This is a genomic window from Streptomyces sp. NPDC004658, from assembly GCF_040609555.1.
In the GTDB taxonomy this organism is placed as follows: Bacteria; Actinomycetota; Actinomycetes; order Streptomycetales; family Streptomycetaceae; genus Streptomyces.
This window is the reverse complement of sequence record NZ_JBEXKG010000013.1, coordinates 66875-88978: the sequence shown is the minus strand read 5'-3', so window position 1 is coordinate 88978 and position 22104 is coordinate 66875. Positions and strand designations below refer to the sequence as shown.

The following is a 22104-nucleotide window of genomic DNA, read 5'->3' as shown; positions in this document are numbered from 1 at the left end:
GCCACGCCGTCCAGGCAGCGGGAGAGCTGCTCGGCCAGCCGCAGGGTCACCGCACCGCCCGGCGCGACGGCCACCGGCGCGAGGACGGCGAACAGCCAGCCGCCGCCCGTCACCCCGGCCGCCGCCCGGCACCCGACGACGGAGGCCAGGGCCAGCGAGGCCAGCGCCAGCGCCAGCCCGGGCAGCAGCCAGGCCGCCGCGGCCGGGGCACCCGAGGCGGGCAGCAGCAGCCCGGTGAGGGTCAGCAGCGGCAGGCTCACCGCGAGCACGGCGACCGTACGGGTGAGCGCGAGCCGCAGCCCGCCGCCCGGGGTGGCCGCGGCGACCTCGTGCAGGGGGTCCGCGTGCGGCCCGTAGGACAGGGCGACCCCGGCGACGGGCACCACGGGGGCGACGGCCAGCAGCAGCGCACGTGCCCCGGGGAACCCCGCCCCGTACGACAGGGCCGGCGCGGCCACGGCCACACCCAGCACGGCCGGCAGCCAGGCGCCGCGCACGGCGGGCCCGGCGGCCCACAGCAGCCGGGCGAGCCGCGGCAGGCGGGCCTCCGGCGCCGGCGCCGCACCGGCCCGCGCGGCGACCGGTTCCGCCGCTCCGGCCGCCCCCGGCGCCGACTCCAGCACCGCCGCCCGTACCGCCGTCAGGACCGTCCCCGCCGCCGTGCCGCGGACCGCGGCCGACACCCGGGACGCGCACCTCGCGCAGTCCTCCACGTGCTTCTCCAGGGACCAGGCCTCCGGGTCCGCCAGGGTGCCCTCGGCGTACCGGGTGACCTGGCCGTCGGGGACGTGCCACCGGTGGCTGTCGCGGTGGGTCATGCCGTGCCTCCCAACGGGGACGGGTTCAGCCGGGCCAGCGCCTCGCGCAGTTCCGCGCGGGCGCGGCGGGCCCGGGACTTGACCGTGCCCTCCGGTATGCCGAGGAGCCGGGCCGCCTCACGGGTGCTCAGCCCGTCGACGACCGTCGCCCGCAGCACCTCCCGCAGCTCGGGGGAGATCCGGCCGAGCGCGGTGCCGACGTCGCCGTACTCCAGACCCGCCAGCACCCGCTCCTCGGCCGACGGCGCGGCGGCGGACTCGTACCCCCCGGAGGACTCCGGCTCCGGCAGCGGTCCCGCGACCCGCGCGGCCCGCTCCTGCGCCCGCCGCGCGTCGACCAGCCGGCGCGCGGCGATCGTCCACAGCCAGCCGCCGGCCTCCTGCCCGCGGTGCCCGGCCGCCGACCGCCACACCGTGACGAACGTGTCCTGGAGCACCTCCCGCACCAGCTCCGGGTCGGCGCACCGGCGCGTCAGCCGCGCGTGCAGCCACCCGGCGTGCCGGTCGTACAGGGCGGCCATCGCCGGGGCGTCCCCCCGCGCGACGGCCCGCAGCAGGGCCGCGTCCCCGCCGCTCCCGTCGTCCTTCTCCCGCTGGCCCCCCATGGGGCGGAACAGTCTCACACCCCCTCTATCGATCACCGCGGCGGTGCCGGATCACCCGGATCGCCCCGGCGCCGGTTTTTGCCGCGCGTGGCGGCGGGCTCACGGGGTAGGCCTGCCGTAACCCCGTCCAAAGCCGCAGCATCCGCACACCGACAAGGAGGCCCCCGTGGCCGCACCGGCCCGACTCACGATCCCGGCCCAGCACAAACCCGTGGCGGAGCCGTCCGCCGAGACCGACGTGGCGCGGCTGTGCGTCTTCAGCGCGGAGAGCGCGTGCGCGCAGGCGCCGCTGACCAGCGAGCCGCCCCTGCCCGACGCCGAGCCCCTGACCAGCGAGCCCCCGCTCGCCGAGGCCGCCCCGCTGACCAGCGAGTCCGACCCGGTCCCTGACTCCTTCGCGCCGGGGCTGTAGATGGCCGCGGCGCCCGACGAGCACTCCGACGAACACCCCGCGGACCTCGCCCGGCTCGCCGAGCTGCACGGGGTCGCCACCACCTACCGCCCCGCACCGGACCGCACCGTCCAGGTCCCCGCCTCCGCCGTGACCGCCGCCCTCGCCGCTCTCGGCGTCGACGCGGCCGGACCGGACGCCGTGCGCGCCGCCCTCGCCGCCCGGGAACGCGAGCTGCGCGAGCGCCTCCTGCCGCCGACGGTGGTCCAGTGGTCCGGCGAGGAACCGCCCGCCGCACTCACCGCGCTGCCCGCCGGCACCCGGCTGCGGGTCCGCACCGAGGACGGGGAGGAACGGGACGGCACCGGGGACCTTCCGCTCGGCGTCCACCGGCTGACCGCCGCCGCACCCGACGGGCGGACCGGTGAGGCGTGCCTCGTCGTCGCCCCGGACCGGCTGCCCGCCCCGCACGGCCGCTCCTACGGCCTCCTCGTCCAGCTGTACTCCCTGCTCTCCCGTCGCTCCTGGGGCATGGGCGACCTCGCCGACCTCGCCGAGCTGGCCGGCTGGGCCGGACGCACCGCCGGCGCCGGGTTCGTCCAGGTCAACCCGCTGCACGCGGCCGTACCCGGCGCGCCCACCGACCCCTCCCCGTACCGCCCCTCCTCCCGCCGCTTCCCCGACCCCGTCCACCTGCGGATCGAGGACGTGCCCGAGTACGCCTACGCCGAGGACCGCGAGCGGCTCGGCGAGCTGCTGGAGCGGGCCGGACGGCTGCGCGCCGATGTCCTGGACAAGGGCGCCCTCATCGACCGGGACGCGGTGTGGGAGCTGAAGCGGGAGGCACTGGAGCTGGTCGCGCGGGTCCCCCTCGGGCCCGGCCGCCAGGCCGCCTACGACGCCTTCCGCGCCGCCCACGGCCAGGCCCTGGACGACCACGCCACCTGGTGCGCCCTCGCCGAGGTGCACGGCTCCGACTGGCACCGCTGGCCGGACGGGCTGCGCGACCCCCGCTCGGCCGCCACCGTCCGGGCGCGCGGGGAACTCGCCGACCGGGTCGAGTTCCACACCCGCCTCGCCTGGCTCACCGACGGCCAGCTCCGCGCCGCCCAGCGCGCCGCCCGCGAGGCCGGCATGCCCGTCGGGATCGTGCACGACCTCGCCGTCGGCGTGCACCCGGCGGGCGCCGACGCCTGGGCCCAGCAGGACGTGTTCGCCGCCGGGATGTCCGTCGGCGCCCCGCCGGACGCCTTCAACGCCCGCGGCCAGGACTGGGGTCTGCCGCCCTGGCGCCCCGACCGGCTCGCCGCGACCGGCCACGCCCCCTACCGCGACCTCCTGCGCGCCCTGTTCCGCTACGCCGGCGCCCTGCGCATCGACCACGTCATGGGCCTGTTCCGGCTCTGGTGGGTCCCCCAGGGCAGCCCGCCCACCGACGGCACCTACGTCCGTTACGACGCCGACGCCATGCTCGCGATCCTGGCCCTGGAAGCGAGCCGCGCGGGCGCCGTCGTGATCGGCGAGGACCTCGGCACCGTCGAGCCCGGCGTGCGCGAGACGCTCCAGCGGCGCGGGGTGCTCGGCACCTCCGTGCTCTGGTTCGAACGGGACTGGGAGGGCGACGGCCGTCCGCTGCCGCCCGAGCGCTGGCGCGCCGACTGCCTGGCCACCGCCACCACCCACGACCTGCCGCCCACCGCCGCCCGGCTCACCGGCGACCACGTCGAGCTGCGCGACCGGCTCGGCCTGCTGACCCGTTCGGCCGCCGAGGAACGCGCGGAGGCCGCCGCCGACACCGCGGAGTGGCTCGCCCTGCTCGGCAGCCTCGGTCTGCTCGACAGCCCGGCGGCCGGACCGCCCGGCTCCGACGAGGAGGAGGAGATCCGCGCCGTCCACCGCTTCCTGCTGCGCACCCCCGCCCGGCTGATCGGCGTCTGGCTCCCGGACGGCATCGGCGACCGCCGCCCGCAGAACCTGCCGGGCACCTGGGACCAGTACCCGAACTGGCGGCTGCCCCTCGCCGGCGCCGACGGCCGCCCGGTACCGCTGGAGGACCTGGTGGCCTCACCCCGGCTCAGGGCCCTGCTGGAGGTGCTCCGCTGACCGGCTCCCCTCCCCGTACGGGCACCCCGGCCGCGCGGCCCCGACGGCGGTTCGCTAACTTGATTTCCGTGGACAAGAAGAACGCCCTGCGCGCCGGCGCCCTGGCCGCCGGTACGACGCTGATGATGCTGCTCATGTCGTCCCCCGCGCTCGCGCTGACCCGCGACGACGGCGACGACCCCGGCAAGGGCCTGAGCGTCATCGAGACGCTGGGCCTCTACGTCTTCGCCCCGGTGGTGCTGTTCCTGGTCATCGCCGGCCTGGTGATGGCCCTCGACAAGTCCCGGGCCAAGAAGGACACCACCTCGTCCAACATCAACGTCAAGTCCGACGCACAGGCCAAGGCCTGAGCGACCGTCGGTTCGTTCGCCGGGGGCGCCGGTCCTCCCGTCGGTACGCGCGCACGCCGTACCCGGGTGGGACGCCGGCGCCCCCGGCGTTCTTTCCCGCCCGGCCCGTCAGGGGTTCGGCGCGGTCAGATAGCGCTGCACCGTCGGGCCCAGCCACGCCACCAGCTCCTCGCGGGGCAGCGCGCGGGCCGGCGGCAGCCGCAGCACATAGCGGGTGAGGGCCAGCCCGAGGAGCTGGGCGGCGCACAGCGCGGCCCGCGCGGGGACCTGCTCGGGGTCCGGGCACACCTGGCGCGCCACCGGCAGCAGCTGCTCCCGGAAGATGCCCTGCATCCGCTCGGCCCCGGCCTCGTTGGTGGCCCCGACCCGCAGGACGGCCGTCAGCTCCTCGTTCTCCTCCCACAGGTCGAGGAAGTGGGCCACCAGGGTGCGGCCCACGTCGTCGCGGGGCACCTGCGCCAGGTCGGGCAGCCGCAGATCGAGCGCGACGGCCGCGGCGAACAGGCCTTCCTTGCTGCGGAAGTACCGCATCACCATGGACGGGTCGATCCGTGCGTCCTTGGCGATGGCCCGGATGGTGGCCCGTTCGTAGCCGTCGGCGGCGAAGCGGTCGCGGGCGGCGGCGAGGATGGCGGCGCGGGTGGCGTCGGAGCGGCGTGCAGGCATGCCAACGAGCGTAGGCCCACCGTTGTGGGCCAACAAGTGTTGACTGGCGGGTGTCCCGGAGTGGTCCCGGAGTGACGGTCAGGTCAACGCTTGTTGGCCAACAGGTGTTGACTCCGTCGCGTACCCCGGCCTACCGTTGCCAACAAGTGTTGACCCACAACCGTTGGCCAACACGCGTAGGCACCCTAGGAGGCCACCATGACCGGCATCACGGGCTCCCCCAGCACTCCTGGCACCGCTCGCACTCCTGGCACTCCTGGCACTCCTGGCACTCCTGGCATTCCCGCCGGCACCCCCGACCCGCGCATCCTCGTCGTCGGATCCGGCCCCACCGGCCTCCTCCTCGCCGGTGACCTCGCGACCGCCGGCATCCCGGTCACCGTGATCGAAAGGCGCCCGCACAAGATCAGCAATCTCTCCCGCGCCTTCGTCCTGCACGCCCGCACCCTCGAACAGCTCGACGCCCGCGGTCTCGCCGACGGCCTGGAGTCAGCGGGGCAGCCGCTGGACCGGCTCCGCCTCTTCGGCCGGCTCACCGTCGACCTCTCCACGCTCCCCTCCCGCTACCGCCACCTCCTCGTCCTCCCGCAGTACGAGGTCGAGAAGGCGCTGGAGCGGCGGGCGGTCGAGGCGGGAGCGGAGTTCCGGTACGAGACGGAGCTGACCGGGCTCACCCAGGACGCGGACGGGGTGACCGTCGAGGTCCGCGGGCCGCAGGGCCGTACGCGGACCATGCGGGCCGCCTACGTCGTCGGCGCGGACGGCATGCGCAGCGCCGTGCGGCAGGCGATCGGCTTGCCGTTCCCGGGCCGGTCGGTGATCCGGTCCGTCGTGCTCGCCGACGTCCGGCTCGCCGAGCCGCCGCCGACCCTGCTCACCGTCAACGCGGTCGGCGACGCGTTCGCCTTCCTCGCGCCCTTCGGCGACGGCTACCACCGGGTGATCGGCTGGCACCGGGGCCGCAACGTCCCGGACAGCGAGCCGCTGGACCTCGCCGAGATCAAGGAGATCACCCGCCTCGCCCTGGGCCGGGACTTCGGGATGCACGACGCCCGGTGGATGTCCCGCTTCCACAGCGACGAGCGCCAGGCACCGGCCTACCGGGCCGGACGGGTCTTCCTGGCCGGGGACGCCGCGCACGTGCACACCCCGGCCGGCGGCCAGGGCATGAACACCGGTCTGCAGGACGCCGCCAACCTGAGCTGGAAGCTGGCCGCGGTGGCCGGCGGTCACGCGGATCCCGCACTGCTCGACACCTACCAGGCCGAGCGGCACCCCGTCGGCCGGGCCGTGCTGCGCAGCAGCGGCGGGATCGTCCGCCTCGCGATGGCCAAGCGGCCCTGGACGCTGGCGGCGCGCGCGGCCCTCACCGCGTTCCTCGACACGGTCGGCCCGGCCCGGCGCAAGGTCGCCGGCCAGATCACCGGCATCGGCTACCGCTACCCCGCGCCCCGCGGCACCCACCCGTTCACCGGCGCCCGCGTCCCGGACGTGGACCTGGCGGGCGGCGGCCGGCTGTACGAGGCGCTGCGCGGCGGACGGTTCGTGCTGATCACCCCGGAGCCGTACGAGGCGGGGCCCGGCCGCGCGGACCGGCTGACGGCGGCCCGCTGGGCGAGCGGCCGTCGCACCACGGTGCTGGTGCGCCCCGACGGCTACGCGGCCTGGGCCGCCGACTCGGCCGGTCCGGCGGAGACCGAGGCGGCGCTCGCCCGCCACCTCGGTCCCGCGGCTCCCGCCGGCCCCGCCGAGTGACACGCGGTGACGGCTACGACGGCTGCTCGGCCGTCGCGTCCAGCAGCTTCCGCAGCAGGCCGGCCAGATGGCCGGCCTCCTCGGCGTCCAGGGCGGACAGGGCGGCGCTCTCCTCCGCCAGCCCGGCGCCCACCGCCTCGTCGATCAGCCGCAGCCCCTCCTCGGTGAGGGTCACCTGCAGCCCGCGCCGGTCGTGCGGGTCCGGGGAGCGGCGCAGCAGCCCGGCCCGCTCCAGCTTGTCGAGCCGGCCGGTCATCCCGCCGGTGGTGAGCATGAGCGCGGCCGACAGCTCGCGGGGCGAGAGGGTGTACGGCTCGCCGGACCTGCGCAGGGTGGCCAGGACGTCGAACTCGCCCCGGGAGATGCCGTAGGGCCTGTACGCCCTCTCCATGCGGTCGCCCATCGCGCGCGAGATCCGGAAGATCCGGCCGAACACCTCCATCGCCCGGGAGTCCAGTTCGGGCCGCACGCGCGCCCACTGCTCGATGATCGCGTCGACGGTGTCCGCGGGCTGTGGCTGCATGCGGCGAGTATCGGCCCGGTTCCGCTCGCCCACAAGAAAGGCACCGGTGGCTGAGTGGCGTGCAAGCGAGTACGCGGCGGGTGCCGGACGGTCACGGTCCGTCGCCGCCCGAGATGCTGACTCATCTCAGGGCGGTTAGCGTGAAGTGAAAGGGCCGCGATCAGGGGTGTGCCCGCCGCAGGCGGCGAGTGCCCCACTCACCGGGGCCGGCAGCCGAAGTGGCCAGGCCGCTGCTCGTCCCCCCGCGGCAACACCTACGACCGCGCCGTGCCACGTTCGCACCGCGGCCGCGGCCATCGCCCCCGGACCGGAAACCCCGCGAGGGCGTGGAAGGAAGGTAGGCCCATGACAGTACGTAGCGCGAGGCGTCTCTTCGCGGTGTCCGCCGCCGGCGTCCTCCTGGCGGGTGGTGCCGCGATCGGTACGGCGGGTACGGCCTCGGCGGCGACCCCGCACCAGGTCACGACCAACCGCGGCTGCTTCGACCGCGGCTTCGGGTTCAACAACTGCTACGGCAACGGCTTCTACAACAACGGCTTCCGCAACGGCTTCTACGGCCCGGGGTTCGTCCCCGGCTTCGGCGGCGGCGTCGTGGTGGTCGTCGTCGGCTGACAGCCGATCACGGTCCCGGACCGCTGAACCCGAGTCACGGTCCCGCACCCCCGAACCCACCCCGATGCCGGACGGGCCAGGCCCGCCCGGCATCGGTATGCCGCCGGCTACTCGGCGGAGCCCGCCGCGTCCGCCGCCTGGGCCTTCAGGGCCCGTTCGACGCCCGCGCGGGACTCCGAGACGAGGCGGCGCAGGGCCGCGGTCGGCTCGGCCGAGGCCAGCCAGGCGTCCGTCTTGGCCAGGGTCTCCTCGGAGACCTGGATGGACGGGTAGAGGCCGATCGCGATCTGCTGGGCGATCTCGTGCGAACGGGAGTCCCAGATGCCCTTGAGGACCTCGAAGTACTTGTCCGTGTAGGGCGCGAGCAGTTCCCGCTGGTCGGTCTGCACGAAGCCGCCGATCACGGCCTCCTGCACGGCGTTCGGCAGCTTGTCGGAGTCGATGACCGAGGACCAGGCCTCCGCCTTCGCCTCCGGCGTCGGGCGGGCCGCGCGGGCGGTGGCCGCGTGCCGCTCGCCGGCCGCCGTCTTGTCCCGCTCGTACTCGCCCGCGATCTCCGCCTCGTCGTACCGGCCGACGGCCGCGAGCCGCTGGACGAACGCCCAGCGCAGCTCCGTGTCCACGGCCAGGCCCTCGACGGTCTGCGTGCCGTCGAGGAGCGCCTCCAGCAGGTCCAGCTGCTCGGGGGTGCGCGCGGTCGCCGCGAAGGCGCGCGCCCAGGCGAGCTGGTGGTCGCTGCCCGGCTCGGCCGCGCGCAGGTGGGCCAGCGTGGCGTCGGTCCAGCGGGTCAGCAGGGCCTCGCGGGCGGCCGGGGCGGCGTACAGGTCGATGGCCAGCTTGACCTGGCGGTGCAGGGACTGCACGACACCGATGTCGGACTCCTTGCCGATGCCGGACAGCACCAGGGAGAGGTAGTCGCGGGTGGCCAGCTCGGCGTCCCGCGTCATGTCCCAGGCCGACGCCCAGCACAGGGCCCGCGGCAGGGACGCCTCGAAGTCGCCGAGGTGCTCGGTGACGGCCTTCAGGGACTCCTCGTCCAGGCGGACCTTGGCGTACGACAGGTCGTCGTCGTTGAGCAGGATCACCGTCGGGCGGCGCTTGCCCGTGAGCTGCGGTACGGCCGTCAGCTCACCGTCCACGTCCAGCTCGATCCGCTCGGTGCGCACCAGCTTGCCGGCGTCGGACAGGTCGTACAGGCCGATCGCGATGCGGTGCGGGCGCAGGGTCGGCTCGCCCTTGGCGCCGGCCGGGAGCGCGGGGGCCTCCTGGCGGACGGCGAAGGAGGTGATCAGGCCCTCGGCGTCGGTCTCCACCTCCGGGCGGAGGATGTTGATGCCGGCGGTCTCCAGCCACTTCTTCGACCAGGTCTTCAGGTCGCGGCCGGAGGTCTCCTCCAGGGCGCCCAGCAGGTCGGACAGGCGCGTGTTGCCGAACGCGTGCGCCTTGAAGTACGCCTGCACGCCCTTGAAGAACTCGTCCTCGCCGACGTAGGCGACGAGCTGCTTCAGGACGGAGGCGCCCTTGGCGTACGTGATGCCGTCGAAGTTGACGAGGACGTCGTCCAGGTCGCGGATGTCCGCCATGATCGGGTGCGTCGACGGCAGCTGGTCCTGCCGGTACGCCCAGGTCTTCATCGAGTTCGCGAACGTGGTCCACGAGTGCGGCCAGCGCGAGCCGGGGGCCGCGGCCTGGCAGGCGATGGAGGTGTAGGTGGCGAACGACTCGTTCAGCCACAGGTCGTTCCACCACTCCATGGTGACCAGGTCGCCGAACCACATGTGGGCCAGCTCGTGCAGGATGGTCTCCGCGCGGACCTCGTACGCCGCGTCGGTCACCTTGGACCGGAAGACGTACTGGTCGCGGATGGTCACCGCGCCCGCGTTCTCCATCGCGCCCGCGTTGAACTCGGGCACGAAGAGCTGGTCGTACTTCTTGAACGGGTAGGCGTAGTCGAACTTCTCCTGGAACCAGTCGAAGCCCTGCCGGGTGACCTCGAAGATCGCGTCGGAGTCCAGGAACTCGGCGAGCGAGGGCCGGCAGTAGATGCCGAGCGGCACGGACTGCCCGTCCTTCTCGTACACGCTGTGCACGGAGTGGTACGGGCCGACGATCAGCGCGGTGATGTACGTCGAGATCCGCGGGGTCGGCTCGAAGACCCAGACGTTGTCCTTCGGCTCCGGGGTCGGCGAGTTGGAGATGACCGTCCAGCCCTCGGGCGCCCTCACGGTGAACTGGAAGGTGGCCTTCAGGTCCGGCTGCTCGAAGGAGGCGAAGACGCGGCGGGCGTCCGGGACCTCGAACTGGGTGTACAGGTAGGCCTGGTCGTCGACCGGGTCGACGAACCTGTGCAGGCCCTCGCCGGTGTTGGTGTAGGCGCAGTCCGCGACGACCCGCAGGACGTTGGGCCCCTCCAGCAGCCCGGGCAGCGCGATCCGCGAGTCCTTGAAGACCTCGGCGGCGTCCAGCTGGTCGCCGTTGAGGACCACCTCGTGGACGGCCGGGGCCACCAGGTCGATGAAGGACTCGGCACCACCGCGGGCCACGTCGAAGCGCACCGTGGTCACGGACCGGTAGGTGCCGCCCTCCTGCGCGCCGGAGAGGTCGAGATCGATCTCGTACGAGTCAACGGTGAGCAGCTCGGCCCGCTGCTGCGCCTCTTCGCGAGTCAGGTTTGTGCCAGGCACGCGGTCATCTCCTCGTTATGTGTCGGTTGCGCCATCCTTCCATGGGAGCGAGGGGGAACGCGATGTCCGTATCCCGCCGGTCAGCGCGTCGCCGGAACCGGACGCTGGACGCATGACGACGACACACACGGCACGCCCCATCGGCCCGGCCGTCCTGAAGGAGCTGCGCACCGCCGACGACGCCGGCCGACCCCCGGTTCCGGTGACCGACGAGGAGGGCGGCGCCCCGCTGCGCTGCTGCCTGCGCCACAGCGTGCCCGGCGAGCGGATCGCCCTGGTCTCCTACGCGCCGCTGCGCCGCTGGGCGGCCGGGACCGGCGCCGACCCGGGGGCCTACGACGAGCAGGGACCGGTCTTCGTCCACGCCGAGGAGTGCGCGGGCCCGGCCGGCGACGCCCTGCCCTTCACCAACTCCCACCGCGTCCTGCGCCGCTACTCGGCCGACGGCCGCATCCTCGGCGGCCGGCTGGTGGAGCACGCGGACGCCTTCGACCCCGCCCTCACGGAGGCCTTCGCCGACCCGGACGTGGCGATGGTGCACGTGCGGGCGGTGGAGTACGGGTGCTTCCTGTACGAGGTGCGACGGGGGTAGGCCCCGCGGGCGCGGCGCATGCGGAAAGGGGCGGCCGTAAGCGGCCGCCCCTCGTCGCGGGTGCGGGTTACCTCGCCGACAGCTCCGCCGCCACCAGTTCCGCGATCTGGACCGCGTTCAGCGCGGCGCCCTTGCGGAGGTTGTCGTTGGAGATGAACAGGGCGAGGCCGTTGTCCACCGTCTCGTCGCGGCGGATGCGGCCGACGTACGAGGGGTCCTGGCCGGCCGCCTGGAGCGGCGTCGGGATGTCGGAGAGCGCCACGCCGGGGGCGCCGGAGAGCAGCTCGGTGGCGCGCTCCGGGGAGATCGGCCGGGCGAAGCGGGCGTTGACCTGGAGCGAGTGGCCGGAGAACACCGGGACGCGCACGCAGGTGCCGGAGACCTTCAGACCGGGGATCTCCAGGATCTTGCGGGACTCGTTGCGCAGCTTCTGCTCCTCGTCGGTCTCGTTGAGACCGTCGTCGACGAGGTTGCCGGCGAAGGGCAGCACGTTGAAGGCGATGGTGCGCTTGTAGACCTGCGGCTCGGGGAAGTCGACCGCCGCGCCGTCGTGGGTGAGCTTGTCCGCCTCGGCGGCCACCTTCTGCACCTGGCCGTGCAGCTCGGCCACGCCCGCGAGACCCGAGCCGGACACCGCCTGGTAGGTGGCGACGACCAGCGCCTCCAGGCCGGCCTCCTCGTGCAGCGGCTTGAGCACCGGCATCGCGGCCATCGTGGTGCAGTTCGGGTTGGCGATGATGCCCTTGGGGCGGTCGGCGATCGCGTGCGGGTTGACCTCGGAGACCACCAGCGGGACCTCGGGGTCCTTGCGCCAGGCGGAGGAGTTGTCGATCACGACGGCGCCCTGGGAGGCGACCTTTTCGGCCAGTGCCTTGGAGGTCGTGCCGCCCGCGGAGAAGAGCACGATGTCCAGGCCGGTGTAGTCGGCGGTCGCCGCGTCCTCCACCGTCACGCCGTCCAGCACGGTCCCGGCGGAACGGGCCGAGGCGAACAGGCGCAGCTTCGTGACCGGGAAGTTCCGCTCCGTGAGGATCCTGCGCATGACCGTGCCCACCTGACCGGTGGCTCCGACGATTCCGACCCTCACAGCGACTCCCTCAATGTGTCTCTTGCCTGACCGGGGCGTTTCCATCATGCGGCCGACCCCGGTCCACCTGTCCAATTCTTTGCCGCGCGTGCCCGAAGAGTGGGACACGCGCGCCCGGCGGACGGTTCCGCACCTGCGCCGGGCACCCGGCCGGGCTGAAGGAATTCCCTCCTCGGGGGGCCCGCGCCGGAAGCTGTGCTGTCCCGTCCCTGCCCGTCCGGGTCGGGGCCATACGAGGGTGTGACGTACGCCTCTGAAGACGTCCGGCGCCGGCCGAACGTTTCGGCCCGCCGCCACGTCGTAGGGGCAAACGCGTGAGGGGGTGGCTTGTGCTGCGCGGAAGGACGCGCCGCGACCGAGGGGCGGCGTACGCCGCCGGTGCGGACGGTACCGGCGACGATCCGCTGGACGCGGCCCAGGAACGCCGGGTGCGGGCGGTGCTGGCGCTCGGCGGCGTGCCGCAGTCGGACCTGCCGGACGGGGTGCAGCAGGTCCGGCTGCGGCTGCTGGAGCGGGCCGCGAGCGGTCGTGAGGCGCCGCGGGACGTGTCGGCGTGGGCGGCGGTGGTCGCCTCCAACCTGGCCATGGACTGGCACCGGGCCAAGCGGCGCCAGGAGCGGCTGGGGGAGCGGCTGGCCGCGCTGCGCGCGCCCGAGCACGCCTCCGGCGAGGAGACCAGCCTGCTGTCCCTCGCCGTCGCCCGGGGGCTGGACGAGCTGCCGGCCGCCCAGCGGCAGGTGGTCGTGCTGCGCTTCTTCGCGGACCTTCCGGTGCGGGACATCGCCGAGGAGCTGGGCATCCCGGAGGGAACGGTCAAGAGCAGGCTGCACACGGCGGTCCGCGCACTGCGCGACCGGCTGCACGAGGACGAGGTGGCGTGACATGACCGCCGGACACGAGGACGCGTGGGGCGCCGAACGCGCCGGAGGACACGGGGAACACGGGGACCCCGGGGATTACGGGGATTACGGGGATTTCGGGGCCGGCGAGCAGCACGAGCAGCAGGAGGACCACGGGGAGTACGGCGGCATGGACGCCCTCATGGCCGCGATCACCGGCGCCCCCCTGCCGGAGGAGGCCCGGCGGGACCCCGCCTTCCTCGCCGCGCACCGGGCGGCCGAGGCGGACGTGAGGGTGCTGCGGGACCAGCTGGCCAGGCTGGCGGAGGCGCTGACCGGGGAGGAGACGGCCGGGGAGGAGACGGACGCGGTGACCGGACCGGCGGGGGTGCCGGAGGCGGGGGTGCCGGCCGTGCCCCCCACCCGCCGTCCCGTCGGCCGGACCCGTCCCGCCGGACCGGAGCGGCAGACCCGCCCCCGGCCGGGCCGCCCCTCCGGGCCCCGCCGCGCCCTGCGGATCGCGCTCGGTTCGCTCGCCGGTACGGCGGCCCTCTCCCTGGTGCTGGGCTTCGGCTGGCTGCTCGTGAACGCCGCGGGCGGCGCGGACGACAACGGCGGCGCGTCGGCCAAGAGCGACGCCGCGGGCAAGAGCGAGGACGCGGGCACCGGCGTGCGGCCGGCGGAGCCGGAACGCGAACTGGCCTGCGCCCGCACCGTCGTGGAGGGCACCGTGGTGCGGGTGGAGCCGCAGCGGGGCTCGCGCGGGAGCCGGGTCACCGTCACCGTGACCCGCTCCTACAAGCCCGCGCACGCTCCGGCCGACGTCGGTTTCCTGCTCGCCGCGGACACCCGGCCGGCCCCGCGCCCGGGGCAGCACGTGCTCGTCGGGGTCGGCCGGGGCGAGCGGGCGAGCCTGTGGGCCGTGGGGGACAGCCGCGTGGCGGCCGAGCGCGCCTGGATCACCGACGCCCTGCCCGGATCCCGGGGCCTGGCCTGCCCCTCCGGCGACGAGTCCTGAGCACGGACCCGGCCTGGTGACGGCAAGCAGCGGGTGACACGAAGAGGGGCGGGCGTCCGTCAGGACACCCGCCCCTCTTCGTGCGCGTCACCCCGTTACGGCGTGACCTTCTCGATCTTCACGCTGCCGCTGCCCGCGACCGTGCCGCGCGCGTTCACCAGCTGGACCCGCCCGAAGAACTCGCGGCCGGCCGGAGCCTCCGCGGCGGCCGTGACCTGGCCGGTCACCGTCGCCGAGGCGCCCGTGCCGAGCTTGACCGGGGCCGAGCCGTCGACCGTGACGGAACCGAGCGTGGGGGAGAAGAACACGTCCCGGTAGTCGTAGTCGGTCGAGCCGGAGGGCACGGAGTAGCCGACGACCTCGATGGTGTAGGTGCCGGCGGCCGGCGACGGCACGGACACCGCCTCCTCCGAGTCACCGTCGGCGGACTTGCCGACCTCCTTGCCGGACGCGTCGTACACCGTCAGGTCCAGGTCGGCGGCCGTGTCGGAGACGCCTCCGATGGCGACGTCGAGCGAGGTGGCACCGGCCGGGACGGTCACCGTGGTGGTCTGCGTCTCGCCCTGCTTGATGGCCGGGCGGGCCGTCTTGGCGGAGCCGAGCGGGCCGCCGGTCAGCTTGCCGTCCAGCGCGGCGTACTTGTTGGTCACCTTCCAGGAGGCGGTGGCCGGGGTGCCCACCTTGGCCTCGGGGACGGTCACGGTCTCCGGGTCGAAGGCGGCGCCGAGGACGGTGACGTCGAGCCGGTACGGGTTGTCGAGCAGCGGGGACGTCCGCCGGGACTCGACCTCGACCTCCCAGACGCCGGGCTGCGGGTCGGCGTACGAGCGCACGTCGGGCTTGCAGCCGTTGCCGTCCAGGTAGTTGTTGTAGCAGTACGGGGTGGAGGTGTTGTCGGACGGGACGCCGTACGGGTGGACGGCGATGAACCGGGTCTGGCTCTTGTCCTTCAGCCCGCCGATCGCGACCTCCAGCGACCTCGCGCCCTCGGGCACGGTCAGGAAGTAGGAGCGCGTGCTGTTGCGCTGCACCGAACCGGACGCGGAGTAGGTGTACTTCACCGGGGCGGCGACCACGACGGTGGCCAGGATCTGCTTGTCGACGCCCTCGGTCCGCGGGTCGTCGACCTCCAGGATCGCGCTCTTGATGCCCTCGGACCTCGGCGCCGCCTGGACCTTGACGGTGACCGGCTGGTTCAGCGGCAGCCGGACGTCGTCGTCGCCGGCGATCCGGAAGGTGCCGTCGGCGTTGTTCGCGAGGCGCAGCTCGTGCCGGACCGCCTTGTCCGGGCCGGAGGTGCGGGTGATCGTGACGTCGTACGTCTTCTTCTCGCCCGCCTTCAGGCCGCCCTCGCGGTCGTACAGGCCCGTGCCGAAGCCCGGGGTCTTCAGGGCGTAGTCGATCGCGGTGTCGACCGGGGCCTTCACGGTGTAGTCGTGCGCGGTGGCGCCGTCCTTGACGGCCTCCCAGGCGTCCACGATGTCGATGAGGCCCGCGCCCTCCTCGTACGCCTGCACGCCCTTGATGTGGTGGGCGGTCGAGGTCAGCGCGGTGCGCAGCTCGGCGGGCGTGAGGTCGATGCCCTTCTGCTTCGCGGCGCTCAGCAGCAGCGCGGAGGCGCCGGTGGCCTGCGGGGAGGCCATCGAGGTGCCCTGGAGCATCGAGTAGCCGGCCGGCAGCGCGTAGCCCGCCTCGGCGACCGGGGAGCCCGGCAGCCAGGTCTGGGTGGTGTTGATCGCGGCGCCGGGCGCGCTCAGGGTCGGGGTGAAGCCGCCGTCCTCACGCGGGCCGCGCGAGGAGAAGGGCATCATCGCGTACTTCTTCTCCACGACCGAGCCGTAGTTGGCGGCCCAGGTCTCCTTGGAGATGGTCGCGCCGACGGAGATCACCTTGTCGGCGAGGCTGGGGTCGCCGATGGTGTTGGCGCCGGGTCCGGAGTTGCCGGCGGAGATCACCAGCTGGACGCCGTAGGTGTCGATGAGCCGGGTGTACAGCTCGGCGCGCGCGTTGTTGCCGTCGTTCAGCGCGGGCAGGCCACCGATCGACATGTTGACGATGTCGACCCCGCGCTTGGTGACGAGGTCGATCATGCCCTCGGTGAGGGCGACGTTGGTGCAGCCGCCGGTCCAGGTGCAGGCTCGCGAGGAGACCAGCTTGGCGCCGGGGGCCGCGCCGTTCATCCTGCCGCCGAACAGGCCGTGGGCGGCGGTGATGCCGGCGACGTGGGTGCCGTGCTCGGACTCGATGACGCCGATGTTGACGTAGTCGGCCTTCGCGCCGGAGGAGTTGTAGACGACGTCCTTGCGGGTCTCCACCACGAACGGGACGCGCTCCACGACGTCCGTCGCGGGGTCGTCGGTGCCGAAGTACCCGACCTGGTAGCCGTCCTTGTACGGCTTCATCGCCGGGTCGTCGGTGAAGTCCAGGTTGTCGTTGGTGTCGACGCGGACCGTGCCGGCGGCCGGGTCGTAGAGCACGCCCCAGGCGTCGGTGGTGTCGCCGTCCCGGTTGAGGTCGCCCTTCTCGTCGCCGCCCGCGGTGGCGGACTCGTACATGTAGTTGAACTTGTACGAGCCCCCGGGCGCCGTGAACTTCTCGGTGCCCTGCGAGGCGGTGGTGATGGAGAACGACGGGCCGGAGACACCGGTGGTCATCCGCCGCCAGGTGCCGTCGCCGTCGACCACCGGGTCCGTCGCCGTCACCCAGTCGACGATCTTCCGCTCGCCGGTGGTGGTCTTCTGCAGGGCCGGGTGGCCGAGGTCGACGCCGGAGTCCAGGATGCCGATGGTGATGCCGCGGCCGTCCGCCTTGGGGTGGTCCTCGACGAAGTCGACGGCACCGGTCTCGAAGGACGGGTTGTACGGGTTCTCGGCGGGGGTCTTGCTGCCCGGCGCCGGGTAGGTGGCGGCACCGGAGGAGGACCTGGCGCCGCTGGGCGCCGGGTCGTCCAGCGGGATCTCCTGCTTGAGGTCGATCGCCTGGACGGAGGAGAGCTTCACGGCGGCGGCGATCGCCGCGTCGGCCCGGCCCGTCGGGACGGTGGCGCGGACGTAGCCGAGCTTGTCGTCGGTACGGCCCACCAGACCGCCCTGGACCGCGTCCAGCTCCGCGGCGACCTGCTCGGTCCTGCCGGGCGAGGTCGCGATCATCATCGTGACGTTCTTGTCGCCGTCGGCCTTGGCCTCGGCGAGCAGGGCGGCGTCGTCCGAACCGAGCTTGTCGTGGGCGGACTTGACGGCGGGGTCGGCGGCCGGGGCGGGGGCCGGGTCCGCGGCGAGGGCCAGGGGCACCGGCCCGGCCGCGGAGAGGGCGGCCACGACGCCCACGGCCACGGCTATGCGGGCCAGGCGTCTCGGACCGGATATCGGATCACGCTCGGGCGTGTGGGTCATCGGCATCCCTCAGGTCAAGGAACGAGCGGACGGGAGCGCTCAGCCTGACCGAAGGGTTCGGATTTTGGGGACCGTTGACCGAATCGAAATGAAGGTATGGGGAAAACCCGCGATGGGATATGAGCGAATCCGGCCGGTGTGCGCCGGAATTCGCCTAGTTCCCCTTCGAACGGGCGTAATGCCGGGAGGCCTTGGCCCGGTTGCCGCACGCGGCCATCGAGCACCAGCGGCGGGTGCCGTTCCGGGACGTGTCGAAGAAGTGCAGGACGCAGCCGCCGCCGGCGCAGCTGCGGATCCGCTCCGGGGCCCGGGTGAGCAGGTCCAGGTAGTTCCGGGCGGCGAGCCAGGCCGGGCCCCAGGCGGGGTCGGCGAACTCGGGCTCCTCGGCCGGGCCGTCCGCGGTGAGCCGGGCCCGGATGCGGCCGTGCTCCAGTACGGCGTCCACCAGCGGCGCGGCCCGCTCCGGCGACCCGTCCACGGCCTCCTTGATCGCCTCCCGCGCCGTGCGCAGACGGTCCAGTACCGCCGTGTCGGCCGGGTGGGTTCCGGCCAGCCCGTTGCTCGCGAGCCAGACCGCCAGTCCCTCGGTGTCCGCGAGCAGGTCCCGGGGGGTGCCGTCGCTGTTCCACCGGGTGTTGAGCAGGTCGAGCGCGAGCGGCTCGCCGGTGAGCGGGCGGGGATCGCGGGCGCTGGGCATCGGGCAGTCCTCCTCGGCTAACCGGTCAATCCTACGTGACCGGTTGACTCGGCCGATCCTAACCTCCTAACGTAAAGAACGACGGTTAGAGATGCCCGGTGAGGGCACGTCGAAGGGAAGAGCCATGACCTTGAGCACCGGCCACACCGGCCTGAACGTCACCGACCTCGACCGCTCGCTCGCCTTCTACCGGGACGTCCTCGGCTTCACCGTGCTCGCCGAGGGCAAGGAGGAGGACCGGCGCTACGCCTTCCTCGGCCACGGCGGCGACCAGCCCCTCCTCACCCTCTGGCAGCAGGCGCGGGGGTCGTACGACCGGGCCCGGGCCGGACTGCACCACCTGGCCTTCACCGCCGACACGGTGGACCGGGTCAGGGAGTACGAGACGGCGCTCAGGGCCGCCGGAGCCGACTTCGCCCACGACGGCGTGGTCGCCCACCGGGAAGGCGCGGCCTCCGGCGGGATCTTCTTCCACGACCCGGACGGCACCCGCCTGGAGATCTCCGTCCCGCACGGCGCCGAACAGGCCCCCGCCCCGCACGCCACCGCCCCGACCTGCGGTTTCTTCTAGTCATGGGCGTGTATCACGCGGGCTCGCGGGCCATCCAGGACGAGGCCGGCGTCCGCGACCGGGCCGAGCACGTCGGCCGCTCCCTCGGCCAGGACATCAAGCCGGTCGCGGCGGCCTTCCTCGAGGACCAGCCGCTGCTGGTCGTGGGCGCGGCGGACCCGGGGACGGGACGGGTGTGGGCCACGCCCCTGACGGGGGCGCCGGGTTTCGTACGGGCGACGGGCCCGAGACGGGTGTCCGTCGACGGGGACACCGCTCGGGCTTTCGCCCGGCGGCTGGGCCGGGACGGGCCGCGACGCGTCGGGACCATCGCCCTGGACCCCCGGACCCGCCGCCGTATGCGCCTCAACGGCCGACTGCACCCGACGGCGACCGGATTCACGGTGGAGGCGGACCAGGTCTTCGCCAACTGCCCCAGACACATCCAGCGAAGGGAGTCGTACGAAGCGGTCGACCGCACCCCCGGCACCCCGCGCCACCTCACCGAACTCGGCGCCGGGGAGACGGACTTCGTCCGGGCCGCCGACACCTTCTTCCTGGCCACCGTGCACGGAGCCGGCGCCGACGCCAGCCACCGCGGCGGCAACCCGGGCTTCGTCCGGGTCGTGTCCCCGCGCGAGCTGGCCTGGCCGGACTACCCGGGCAACGCCATGTTCCTCAGCCTCGGCAACCTGCGCACCGACCCGCGCGCCGGCCTGCTCTTCCTGGACTGGGACACGGGCACCACCCTCCAGCTCACCGGCGAGGCCCGTACCGAGTCCGCCGGGGACGGCACCCGTACCGTCCGCTTCACCCTCGCCGAGGCGCTGTGGACCCCGGCCGCCGTGCCCCTGCGCTGGTCCGCGCCGGAGTATTCGCCCGCCAACCCGGACACCGCGCGCTAACGTCCGTGCATGCGCCGGAAACTGAGGGTGGCGGCCTACGCCGTGTGCGTCCGCGACGGACAGCTCCTGCTCGCCCGCTCGCCGGCGCCGGACGGCACGCCCGAGTGGGTGCTGCCCGGCGGTGGCATGGAGCACGGCGAGGATCCGTACGACACCGTCCGCCGCGAGGTCGGCGAGGAGACCGGCTACCGCATCGAGGTGACCGGTCTCCTCGGCATCGACTCCTCCCGCCACGTCCTCCTCGGCGGGCGCCCGCGCCGCCGCACCGACCACCACGGGGTGCGCGTCCTCTACACGGGGGAGGTCGTCGGCGGTGAACTCCGCTACGAGGTGGGCGGTTCCACCGACTTCGCCGCCTGGCACGACCTCGACGCCGTACCGGGGCTGACCCGGGTGCGGCTGGTCGACACCGCGCTGCGGCTGTGGCGCGAACAGCCGCCGCACGGGCACCTGGCGGACCTCCCCCTACCCCGGCAGGTGAACGAGGAGTGACCGCCCCCGGTCCACCCGCGATCCACTCCATGACCGCGCCCGGTACCCCGTGATCCACGTACGGTGATCGGTGCTGCGCGTTGCCGCCGCGTTCACGCGCGGGTCACCCCCGCTGCCAACGATCCACAGTGAGCGGGACGTTCGCGTCCGTGACGGCCCGCGACCACTGCCGACGCGTTCGCACTCGGGGAGACCGCGCATGTCGCGCATACGCTCTGTCGCCACCTCCGCCGCGGGGGTCAACCGCCGCACCGTCCTCGCCGCCGCCGGGGCGGTCTCGCTCTCCGCGGGCGTCGGCTACGCCCTGCGCCCGACCGAGAGCGAGGCCGCCACCGCCACCGGGGAACCCGTCGCCCACAGCGGACGGCCCTCCGCCGCCGCCCCGCTCGCCCCCTACACCAAGGGCACGACACTCGCCTCCGTCGCCGCCCCCCGGAACAGCTCCGGCTACCGCCGCCTCGGCGACGGTCCCGGCTGGAAGCGGGTCGTGCGCTCCGAGCTGGCCACGCCCAGGGCCGGCCGCGCGGGCCGTCGCACGACACTCGCCGCGTTCGTGCAATTCACTGACATGCACCTGACGGACGTGCAGCATCCGCTGCGCGCCGAGTTCGTGCGCGCCGCCGACCCGCACGCCTGGCGCCCGCAGGAGGCGCTGACCGTGCAGGGTTCCATCGCCTTCGTCGAACGGGTCAACGCGCTGCGCGGCGGGCCCGTCACCGGCGCTCCGCTGCGCTTCGTCATGACCACCGGCGACAACACCGACAACAACGCGCTGTGCGAGCTGGAGTGGTACATGAAGGTGATGAGCGGTGGCCGCATCACCCCGAACTCCGGTGACCCGGCGCACTACGAAGGCGTGCAGAACAGCGGCCTGAAGCTGTACTGGCAGCCCGACGCCGCCCTCCGCGACGACGACAAGGCGCTCGGCTTCCCGCACCTGAAGGGCTTCCTGGCCGCCGCGATCCGCGAGGTGCGCAGCCCCGGCCTCAAGCTGCCCTGGTACTCCACCGTCGGCAACCACGACATGCTCCAGCTCGGCGTCTACGGCTCCCACGGCGACCCCTACCTGGCCGAGGCCGCCATCGGCGGCAGGAAGCTGATGACCGTCTCCGCCGCCGAGGCGAAGAAGTTCCGGGACACCAACAAGAACGCCCGCGACCCCCAGGGCGTCGGCTACCGGGACTTCCTCAAGGCGCACGCGCGCGCCATGCGCTCCGTCACCCCCGACGAGAAGCGGGCGCCCTACACGCCCGCCGACTACCTCAAGGCCCACCTCGACCCCGCCCACCAGGGCGTCGGCCCGGTCGGGCACGGCTACTCCGCCGCGAACCTCGACGCCGGAACGCAGTACTACTCCTTCCGCGTCTCCGACGACGTCATCGGGATCAGCCTCGACACCAACGACGCCGGCGGGCACTTCGAGGGCTCGATCGGCACCGCCCAGCTGAAGTGGCTGGACAGGACCCTGAAGGACAACAAGGACTCCTACGCCGTCGTCTTCAGCCACCACACCAGCAAGACCATGACCAACACCCGCCCCGACCCGTCCCGCCCGGGCGAGCGGCGCCACACCGGCGCCGAGGTGGTCTCGGTCCTGTCCGCCCACGCCAATGTGCTGGCCTGGGTGAACGGGCACATCCACAAGAACCTGATCACCCCGCACCAGGCCGCCGGCGGGCGCTCCTTCTGGGAGATCTCCACCGCCTCGCACATCGACCACCCCCAGCTCGCCCGCGTCATCGAGCTGGTCGACAACAAGGACGGCACGCTCTCCGTCTTCACCACCCTCATCGAGTCCGCGGCCCCGCACCGCACCGACTTCGCGGACCTCTCGCAGACCGGCCTCGCCGCCCTCTACCGCGAGCTGTCCTTCAACGCCCCCGGCGCCAGCAAGACCTTCGGGGGTGGCGCGGCCGACCGGAACACGGAGCTGGTGCTGAAGAAGGGCTGAAAGTCACTCAACCGGCCTACATCCAGGCAACCTTCGCAGAACCCTCCCGGGTCCCTTCCCCCGACCGCACCGGC

The 22104-nt window shown here is 73.7% G+C and carries 20 protein-coding genes; 12 read left to right on the top strand and 8 right to left on the bottom strand.

Annotation, left to right across the window (positions count from 1 at the left end; all coding sequences use genetic code 11):
* Both ABZV94_RS08070 and ABZV94_RS08065 read right to left on the bottom strand, forming a co-directional pair.
* On the bottom strand, window positions 1-818 hold an 818-nt coding region (locus tag ABZV94_RS08070; RefSeq protein WP_356338390.1), incomplete at its 3' end, for a zf-HC2 domain-containing protein.
* Entirely contained in the window at window positions 815-1423 is a 609-nt protein-coding gene (locus ABZV94_RS08065; RefSeq protein ID WP_356338398.1) for an RNA polymerase sigma factor, read from the bottom strand. The genes ABZV94_RS08070 and ABZV94_RS08065, both read right to left, overlap by 4 nt.
* Before the next feature lie 166 nt (window positions 1424-1589).
* Between ABZV94_RS08065 and ABZV94_RS08060 the strand changes: the two genes are divergently transcribed.
* From ABZV94_RS08060 to ABZV94_RS08050, 3 genes are all read left to right on the top strand, one after another.
* A complete protein-coding gene (locus tag ABZV94_RS08060) occupies window positions 1590-1835 on the top strand; it encodes a hypothetical protein (RefSeq protein WP_356338388.1) in 246 nt (81 codons plus the stop codon).
* Window positions 1836-3917, top strand: a complete 2082-nt coding sequence (gene malQ / locus ABZV94_RS08055; protein WP_356338385.1) for a 4-alpha-glucanotransferase — start codon at window positions 1836-1838, stop codon at window positions 3915-3917.
* Between the two features lie 68 nt (window positions 3918-3985).
* Window positions 3986-4267, top strand: a complete 282-nt coding sequence (locus ABZV94_RS08050) for a hypothetical protein (RefSeq protein ID WP_356338383.1) — start codon at window positions 3986-3988, stop codon at window positions 4265-4267.
* 108 nt (window positions 4268-4375) lie between these two features.
* On the opposite strand, the gene ABZV94_RS08045 is transcribed toward ABZV94_RS08050, so the two are convergent.
* A complete protein-coding gene (locus tag ABZV94_RS08045; protein WP_356338381.1) occupies window positions 4376-4933 on the bottom strand; it encodes a TetR family transcriptional regulator in 558 nt (185 codons plus the stop codon).
* A gap of 198 nt (window positions 4934-5131) precedes the next feature.
* Between ABZV94_RS08045 and ABZV94_RS08040 the strand changes: the two genes are divergently transcribed.
* Window positions 5132-6688: an FAD-dependent monooxygenase gene (locus ABZV94_RS08040; protein WP_356338379.1), complete on the top strand. Its 1557-nt coding sequence runs from the start codon at window positions 5132-5134 to the stop codon at window positions 6686-6688.
* A 13-nt stretch (window positions 6689-6701) separates the two neighbouring features.
* On the opposite strand, the gene ABZV94_RS08035 is transcribed toward ABZV94_RS08040, so the two are convergent.
* Window positions 6702-7211, bottom strand: coding sequence for a MarR family transcriptional regulator (locus ABZV94_RS08035; RefSeq protein ID WP_356338377.1), 510 nt, complete (start codon window positions 7209-7211; stop codon window positions 6702-6704).
* Window positions 7212-7556: 345 nt separating this feature from the next.
* On the opposite strand from ABZV94_RS08035, the gene ABZV94_RS08030 reads away from it, so the two are divergent.
* Window positions 7557-7823, top strand: coding sequence for a hypothetical protein (locus ABZV94_RS08030; RefSeq protein ID WP_356338375.1), 267 nt, complete (start codon window positions 7557-7559; stop codon window positions 7821-7823).
* A gap of 107 nt (window positions 7824-7930) precedes the next feature.
* On the opposite strand, the gene pepN is transcribed toward ABZV94_RS08030, so the two are convergent.
* A complete protein-coding gene (gene pepN, locus ABZV94_RS08025) occupies window positions 7931-10507 on the bottom strand; it encodes an aminopeptidase N (protein ID WP_356338373.1) in 2577 nt (858 codons plus the stop codon).
* A 112-nt stretch (window positions 10508-10619) separates the two neighbouring features.
* Between pepN and ABZV94_RS08020 the strand changes: the two genes are divergently transcribed.
* The gene (locus tag ABZV94_RS08020) at window positions 10620-11099 is read left to right on the top strand and encodes a DUF1203 domain-containing protein (protein ID WP_356338371.1); all 480 of its coding nucleotides are present in this window, start codon (window positions 10620-10622) and stop codon (window positions 11097-11099) included.
* A 67-nt stretch (window positions 11100-11166) separates the two neighbouring features.
* Here the strand turns inward: ABZV94_RS08020 and ABZV94_RS08015 are convergent, their stop codons facing one another.
* Window positions 11167-12186 carry an aspartate-semialdehyde dehydrogenase gene (locus tag ABZV94_RS08015; protein WP_356338369.1) on the bottom strand — a complete coding sequence of 340 codons (1020 nt, stop codon included), beginning with the start codon at window positions 12184-12186 and terminating at the stop codon, window positions 11167-11169.
* A 329-nt stretch (window positions 12187-12515) separates the two neighbouring features.
* On the opposite strand from ABZV94_RS08015, the gene ABZV94_RS08010 reads away from it, so the two are divergent.
* Together ABZV94_RS08010 and ABZV94_RS08005 are read left to right on the top strand one after the other, a co-directional pair.
* Window positions 12516-13067: a sigma-70 family RNA polymerase sigma factor gene (locus ABZV94_RS08010; RefSeq protein WP_356338396.1), complete on the top strand. Its 552-nt coding sequence runs from the start codon at window positions 12516-12518 to the stop codon at window positions 13065-13067.
* 1 nt (window position 13068) lies between these two features.
* Window positions 13069-14043, top strand: a complete 975-nt coding sequence (locus ABZV94_RS08005) for a hypothetical protein (protein ID WP_356338368.1) — start codon at window positions 13069-13071, stop codon at window positions 14041-14043.
* A gap of 95 nt (window positions 14044-14138) precedes the next feature.
* Here ABZV94_RS08005 and ABZV94_RS08000 read toward each other — a convergent pair whose 3' ends face one another.
* Window positions 14139-17435, bottom strand: a complete 3297-nt coding sequence (locus tag ABZV94_RS08000) for a S8 family serine peptidase (protein ID WP_356338366.1) — start codon at window positions 17433-17435, stop codon at window positions 14139-14141.
* 154 nt (window positions 17436-17589) lie between these two features.
* Complete coding sequence (locus tag ABZV94_RS07995) at window positions 17590-18132, bottom strand: CGNR zinc finger domain-containing protein (RefSeq protein ID WP_356338364.1); 543 nt, start codon at window positions 18130-18132, stop codon at window positions 17590-17592.
* Window positions 18133-18256: 124 nt separating this feature from the next.
* On the opposite strand from ABZV94_RS07995, the gene ABZV94_RS07990 reads away from it, so the two are divergent.
* From ABZV94_RS07990 to ABZV94_RS07975, 4 genes are all read left to right on the top strand, one after another.
* Window positions 18257-18703 carry a VOC family protein gene (locus ABZV94_RS07990; RefSeq protein ID WP_356338362.1) on the top strand — a complete coding sequence of 149 codons (447 nt, stop codon included), beginning with the start codon at window positions 18257-18259 and terminating at the stop codon, window positions 18701-18703.
* A 2-nt stretch (window positions 18704-18705) separates the two neighbouring features.
* Window positions 18706-19587, top strand: coding sequence for a pyridoxamine 5'-phosphate oxidase family protein (locus tag ABZV94_RS07985; protein ID WP_356338360.1), 882 nt, complete (start codon window positions 18706-18708; stop codon window positions 19585-19587).
* Window positions 19588-19596: 9 nt separating this feature from the next.
* Complete coding sequence (locus ABZV94_RS07980) at window positions 19597-20079, top strand: NUDIX hydrolase (protein ID WP_356338358.1); 483 nt, start codon at window positions 19597-19599, stop codon at window positions 20077-20079.
* A 199-nt stretch (window positions 20080-20278) separates the two neighbouring features.
* The gene (locus ABZV94_RS07975; protein ID WP_356338356.1) at window positions 20279-22030 is read left to right on the top strand and encodes a TIGR03767 family metallophosphoesterase; all 1752 of its coding nucleotides are present in this window, start codon (window positions 20279-20281) and stop codon (window positions 22028-22030) included.
* Window positions 22031-22104: the final 74 nt, after the last annotated feature.

Bases quoted from the DNA above. Each gene is read 5' to 3' on its own strand.
- ABZV94_RS07995 (WP_356338364.1), bottom strand. From the start codon at position 18,132: ATGCCCAGCGCCCGCGATCCCCGCCCGCTCACCGGCGAGCCGCTCGCG.
- ABZV94_RS08035 (WP_356338377.1), bottom strand. From the start codon at position 7,211: ATGCAGCCACAGCCCGCGGACACCGTCGACGCGATCATCGAGCAGTGG.
- ABZV94_RS08045 (WP_356338381.1), bottom strand. From the start codon at position 4,933: ATGCCTGCACGCCGCTCCGACGCCACCCGCGCCGCCATCCTCGCCGCC.
- ABZV94_RS08005 (WP_356338368.1), top strand. From the start codon at position 13,069: ATGACCGCCGGACACGAGGACGCGTGGGGCGCCGAACGCGCCGGAGGA.
- ABZV94_RS08020 (WP_356338371.1), top strand. From the start codon at position 10,620: ATGACGACGACACACACGGCACGCCCCATCGGCCCGGCCGTCCTGAAG.
- ABZV94_RS07975 (WP_356338356.1), top strand. From the start codon at position 20,279: ATGTCGCGCATACGCTCTGTCGCCACCTCCGCCGCGGGGGTCAACCGC.
- ABZV94_RS07985 (WP_356338360.1), top strand. From the start codon at position 18,706: ATGGGCGTGTATCACGCGGGCTCGCGGGCCATCCAGGACGAGGCCGGC.
- malQ (WP_356338385.1), top strand. From the start codon at position 1,836: ATGGCCGCGGCGCCCGACGAGCACTCCGACGAACACCCCGCGGACCTC.
- ABZV94_RS07990 (WP_356338362.1), top strand. From the start codon at position 18,257: ATGACCTTGAGCACCGGCCACACCGGCCTGAACGTCACCGACCTCGAC.
- ABZV94_RS08000 (WP_356338366.1), bottom strand. From the start codon at position 17,435: ATGACCCACACGCCCGAGCGTGATCCGATATCCGGTCCGAGACGCCTG.
- ABZV94_RS08040 (WP_356338379.1), top strand. From the start codon at position 5,132: ATGACCGGCATCACGGGCTCCCCCAGCACTCCTGGCACCGCTCGCACT.
- ABZV94_RS08065 (WP_356338398.1), bottom strand. From the start codon at position 1,423: ATGGGGGGCCAGCGGGAGAAGGACGACGGGAGCGGCGGGGACGCGGCC.
- ABZV94_RS08030 (WP_356338375.1), top strand. From the start codon at position 7,557: ATGACAGTACGTAGCGCGAGGCGTCTCTTCGCGGTGTCCGCCGCCGGC.
- ABZV94_RS07980 (WP_356338358.1), top strand. From the start codon at position 19,597: ATGCGCCGGAAACTGAGGGTGGCGGCCTACGCCGTGTGCGTCCGCGAC.